Genomic DNA, 4,998 nt, shown 5'->3' on the forward strand with positions numbered 1-4,998 from the left:
ATGTGTATAAGAGACAGACACTGCATCGCCAGTAGATCGGCGTCGGTCCCCTCTTTGAGAGCGAAAAACTCGCCGACGATCCCCGTCGCCTCGGTCATACTGGATGCGTATCGTTCCACCTCAAAAACCCTGCGGGATCCGCGATGAAGGTGGTCGCGGCGACGCTGGATCGAATCGATCGCAATGTCGTTCCCAGGGCGTCCGCTTCGGGTCGAAATTTGGTTCAGACTGTCGGACAGCAGTCAATACGAAGTCGGTCGCGGATTCGCGGCCGTCTCCACCAGTGACGGCTGCATACGTGCGGCCGGCTTCACGTCGTTCCGTCTGGCAGTATCAAAACCAGCGCGGCCGAAACCGACACGGACCCGAACACCCCCTGTCGGGTCCGTGTGCGGTGGATGGGCGATCGGAGCGTGAGGGTGTCACTAGACGTTGGGACGTGCCCCGATCGGTGGCGAGGGTTCGGCGATGTCTCGGATGATCGGACGGGTTCGGTAGGGGGGAACGACCGAATCCGGTCCGCCTCGCCACGTCGTTCGTTCGAGGTGTCTCAGTATACTTATTGGGTTGTTAAGCCGCTGCAACGGACGTCGCGATAGCGCGGAGGATGTCACTCCGCCACGTACCGGTTCCGAGAACGGGTCGGCGTCGATCATGTCGCCGACTTCGAGGTCGACGCCGACAAACTATCGACCGTGTTTGATACGGACTCCTGTCAGTCAGTTCCGGTGGGACCGCGACCCGCACTGCGGGCCCACCGGGACACCGGGACACCAGACCGTATAATACTGGCTCACCGAGCACGATTGCCACTGGCAGTCAGTACACACTTGATCGCACGCCAGTTCTGCGTCAGTGTCTCAATCGGTTCGATTGGTACGATCGATATCACGTCTCGAGAGACGACGGTCGACAGGGGGTATATACCACTTACCGTGGTAGCGTAGTAGACGACATCTCATGTCTGCGCCTCGCGATCACCGCGTGCTCATTCCAGTCGACGTTCTCGAGGGTGAGTCCGTTCCGGAAACGATCGTCGACGCGTTCGCGTCAATTCCGGTCGTCTTGCTTGGCTATCGCGAAATCCCGGACCAGACCAGCCCGGAGCAGGCACGCGACGAGCACGGCGATCGCGCACGAGCCGACCTCGAGGAACTACGGACGGTTTTCGAGAATGCCGGCTGTGACGTCACCTCGCGACTGGTGTTTACCCACGACCGGTTGCAAACGTTCGAGCGTGTCGCCGTCGAGGACGCCTGTGACGCCGTGTTGCTACTCAATCCAGCACCCATCCTCGAGACGGTACTCGTCGCACTCCGGGGCGATATCAACGTCGACCATATCGCCCGGCTGCTCGCGACGATCCTTGCCGACACGACCCTCGAGCTGACCCTCTTTCATGTCGCGCCTAACGACGCGCAGAAAGCGGCAGGAACGGCCCTGCTCGAGACGGCTCGATCGGAACTGGTCGCCGCGGGCATCGACGACGATCGGATCGACAGCACAGTCGTCGTCGACGACTCGCCGACGGCGGCGATCGTCGAGGCGTCGGCCGACCACGACCTGCTGGTCGCCGGCGAAAGTCGGCCGTCGATCCGTCGGGCGATCTTCCGGGATCGAGCGAAACGGCTGGCGCGGCGGACGGTCGATCCAGTGGTCGTAATTCGCGGCGAGTACCTCAAGCCCGAAGCCGACGAGGCAACAGCACCTACCGAGGACGGCTAACGGAGTGGCGGGACGGGCCTCGGCCTCTATCTCGTCGCAACGCTCGTCGACACCTACGGCGGCAGCGTCCACGTCGAGGACAACGAGCCCCGTGGCGCTGTGTTCGTCGAACTGCCAACCGAGATACCGCTCAAGCGACTACGACTGCCGCTGTTCTTCCCCGTCCGCCGTCTCGTCGCGGTGCTCGCGGACGACGAGGACCGGCCCGACGGACTCGGCTGCGATCCGTTCGGCGTCTTCACCGAGGAGGAACGACCGCAGCGAGGGTGCCTGCTCGCCCATGACGATCGCGTCGTGGCCGGCTGCGGCCGCAAGCAGCGCCTCGAGTGGTGGTTCGTCGACTGCGAGCTCGGGTTCGACGTCGATGTCTCGTTCGGCGAGGGAGGCGACGGCCCGCTCGAGGACAGTCCGACCGCGGGGTTCGTCGTTGGTCGCCAGCAGGAGTGTGACGCCGATCTCGCGATCACCGACCAGTTCCGTGACGAAGCTGGTGATCCGGTCGACGGCGATGTCGCCGGTCAGCGTCACGAGCAGCCGATCGACCGGCCCGGTCGTGCCGGTGATGGCGTAGGCATCGGCGGCCGTGTCGTCGGCGACTCGATCGATCGTTCGGTCCCGATCGTGGGTGAACACGAGGCGGTGGTCGGCACTCCCGCCAGCGGCTTCGAACGCCGCCTCGAGATCGACAAGCGCCTCAGTCGCTCTGTCCTCGTACTGCAGTCGCGCCTGATCGGGCGGCGTCTGCTCTGGCAGAACGTGATAGCCAAGCACGGTCACGTCCATCGTCGCGAGCAGCGTCGGCAGGCCGGTCGAGACCGATTCGCCCTCGAGGATCGCCAGCGGCACGAGGACGCGCGTCATTCGACTGCCCCCTTGAGGCTCACGCCACGGCCATAGTAGGCGTACCAGCCGGCGGTAGCGAGCATAATGGCGATGCCGACGAGCTGTGACACCGGCTGCATGAAGCCAAGCAGGGCGAAACTGGCAAGCGCGCCGAGTATCGGAACGACGGGGTAGCCGGGCACCCGGAAGTCGGGATCGTACCACACCGGCTCGTTTCGCCGCAGTGCGAGCAACGCCACGCAGAGCAGTCCGTACGTGATCAGGTGGAGAAACGATGCGACCTCCGCGAGTAGTTCCACGCGTCCGGTCGCAACCAGCGCGAGGATCGGCCCGCCGGCCATCCCCAGCGCGACGTGTGGGGTGCCGTATCGGAGATTGATATGGCTCGCTCGCCGCGGCAACAGGGCGTCTTTCGAGACCGCATAGATCGCTCGCGACGTGCTGAGTACTGACGCGTTGGCACTCGACATCGTCGCGAGCAGGCCGCCGAAGACGATCGCGACCGCGCCGATCGAGCCGAAGTAGTGGCGGCCCACCTCGACCATCGCCGTCTCGCCGAACGTCGCGAGCCGCTCGCTGCCGAACGCGCTGGTCGAGACGAAGATAGTCGCAACGTAGAGGACGCCGACGATGAGCACGGAGCCGACCATCGCCAGCGGCAGGTTCCGCCCGGGATCGCGCATCTCGCCGGCGACGGTCGCCACCTGCGCGAAGCCCAGATACGAGGTGAACACGAGCGCCGCGGTCGTCAACACAGGCAGCGTTCCGAACGGCGCGAACTGTTCGGGTGCCGACGGAGTGCCGACGAGTCCCACTGCGTCGAGACTGCCGTAGCCGAGGAACACAACGAGGATCGACAGCAACAGTGCGACGATCCCGTTTTGCAGCTTCGCCGCGTTTTCCGTTCCCGTCACGTTCAGTACGGTCACGCCAGCCCCGAACAGCAGCGCCAGCGGGATAACGAGTCCATCTCCGACCGTGACACCGAGTTCCGCGAGCGTGTCGACGGCGTAGTAGCCGAAGCCAACGAGATAGAACGCCGTCGCGAACACCAGCCCGAACCACAGCGACAGCCCGACGACGGCACCGGGCAGCGTCCCCAGCCCACGCGAAATATAGTAGTACCCACCGCCGCTTTTGGGCATCGCCGTCGCGAGTTCGGAGGCCGGCAGCGCGACCAGCAGGGCAACGAGCGCGCCGATCGCAAACGATCCCGCCGCGGCGGGCCCAGCCTGGCCGGCCGCCAGCCCCGGGAACACGAAGATCCCCGCGCCGATCATCGTCCCGATCCCGATGGCGAGGCCGCCGGACAGCCCGAGCGTCCGCTCGAGTTCGGCGTCGTCGGTGATCGTCGCCTCGTCGGTCTCGACCGTCGGCTCGATCCGTGGGGTGTCCCCCTCGATGTTGGCCCCACCGACCGACGATTGATCACTCATATCAGGGGCGTCTCACGCCTGCCGTATAGCTCTGCTGTCGAGTGCGGGAATCTGAACACGGCATGTCGTTCTCAACCGATCCGGATCGGTTCTTAGTCGGCGAACTCGTTGGCCAGCAACTCGAGGCTCTCGTCCTCGTCGTTGGCCGCGTCCGGAACTGCGAGCATCACTTCCTCGATACCGACGTCGGCGTAGTCTGCGAGCCGGTCACGGACCGCCGCGGGCGTTCCCGTAGGGGCTGTCTCGAGATAGCCTGCGAGGAAGAACTCACGGGGCTCGCTTGGCTCACTAGCGAGGAACTCCTGTTGGAACTGCTCGCGCTTTCGTTCGGCTGCGGCGGTCGTCTCGCCGACGAAGACGAACAACTCGGCGGATTTACGGATCTCGTCGTAGCGGCTCTCGCTTTCGCAGTGGTCCCGGAGCACGTCGAGCTTCTCGGCGAAGCCCTCGGGCTCGAGCGTGCCGAAGTTCCAGCCGTCGGCCAGCTCGGCAGTGTAGCGTAGCGTGAACTGCTCGCCGCCGCCACCGATCCAGATCGGCGGGTGAGGGTCCTGGACGGGCTGGGGTTCACAGAAGGCCTCCTCGAGATCGACCTCGAGATGCGTGCCCTCGTGACTGTAGGTGTCGGTGGTCCACAGCCCCTGCAGAATCTCGACGGTTTCGGCGAGTCGACGCAGGCGCTTGGCTGGCGGCTCGCGGAACTCGTAGCCAAAGCGGTCGTACTCGTCCTCGTACCAGCCGCCGCCGAGGCCGAGCTCGAGCCGACCATCACTTATCTGATCGACCGTCGCCGCCATCTTCGCGAGCAGGGCCGGATGGCGATAGGACTGGCTCGTCACGAGGGTTCCCAGCCGGATCCGGTCGGTCGCCTCGGCGACGGCACTCAGGGTCGTCCAACACTCCTGAGTCGCCCGCCGCGGGTCGCCGATCCACGACTGAAAGTGGTCCTCGAGCCAGACCGCGTCGTAGCCGAGCCGCTCAGCCTCGAGTGCCA

4 protein-coding genes and 1 pseudogene are annotated in these 4,998 nt (G+C 65.1%); 2 read left to right on the forward strand and 3 right to left on the reverse strand.

Going from position 1 to position 4,998, the window contains the following annotated elements; all coding sequences use genetic code 11:
• Nucleotides 1-960: 960 nt before the first annotated feature.
• Both C476_RS06025 and C476_RS19780 read left to right on the forward strand, forming a co-directional pair.
• Complete coding sequence (locus tag C476_RS06025) at nt 961-1,725, forward strand: universal stress protein (protein ID WP_008010899.1); 765 nt, start codon at nt 961-963, stop codon at nt 1,723-1,725.
• Nucleotides 1,726-1,728: 3 nt separating this feature from the next.
• Nucleotides 1,729-1,842, forward strand: a pseudogene (locus C476_RS19780) (ATP-binding protein); the annotation flags it as partial.
• Between the two features lie 21 nt (nt 1,843-1,863).
• Here C476_RS19780 and C476_RS06030 read toward each other — a convergent pair.
• The 3 genes from C476_RS06030 to C476_RS06040 all read right to left on the reverse strand — a co-directional run.
• Nucleotides 1,864-2,586, reverse strand: coding sequence for a universal stress protein (locus tag C476_RS06030; RefSeq protein WP_008010901.1), 723 nt, complete (start codon nt 2,584-2,586; stop codon nt 1,864-1,866).
• Nucleotides 2,583-4,004: an APC family permease gene (locus C476_RS06035; protein ID WP_008010903.1), complete on the reverse strand. Its 1,422-nt coding sequence runs from the start codon at nt 4,002-4,004 to the stop codon at nt 2,583-2,585. The genes C476_RS06030 and C476_RS06035 overlap by 4 nt, the downstream gene beginning before the upstream one ends.
• A gap of 92 nt (nt 4,005-4,096) precedes the next feature.
• Nucleotides 4,097-4,998 (reverse strand): TIGR03560 family F420-dependent LLM class oxidoreductase (locus tag C476_RS06040; RefSeq protein ID WP_008010905.1); only part of this gene is annotated, 902 nt, incomplete at its 5' end.

It is taken from the genome of Natrinema limicola JCM 13563 (assembly GCF_000337475.1).
In the GTDB taxonomy this organism is placed as follows: Archaea; Halobacteriota; Halobacteria; order Halobacteriales; family Natrialbaceae; genus Natrinema; species Natrinema limicola.

Excerpts from the sequence above, each read along its gene's own strand:
- C476_RS06025 (WP_008010899.1), top strand. The coding sequence starts at position 961 with ATGTCTGCGCCTCGCGATCACCGCGTGCTCATTCCAGTCGACGTTCTC.
- C476_RS06030 (WP_008010901.1), bottom strand. The coding sequence starts at position 2,586 with ATGACGCGCGTCCTCGTGCCGCTGGCGATCCTCGAGGGCGAATCGGTC.
- C476_RS06035 (WP_008010903.1), bottom strand. The coding sequence starts at position 4,004 with ATGAGTGATCAATCGTCGGTCGGTGGGGCCAACATCGAGGGGGACACC.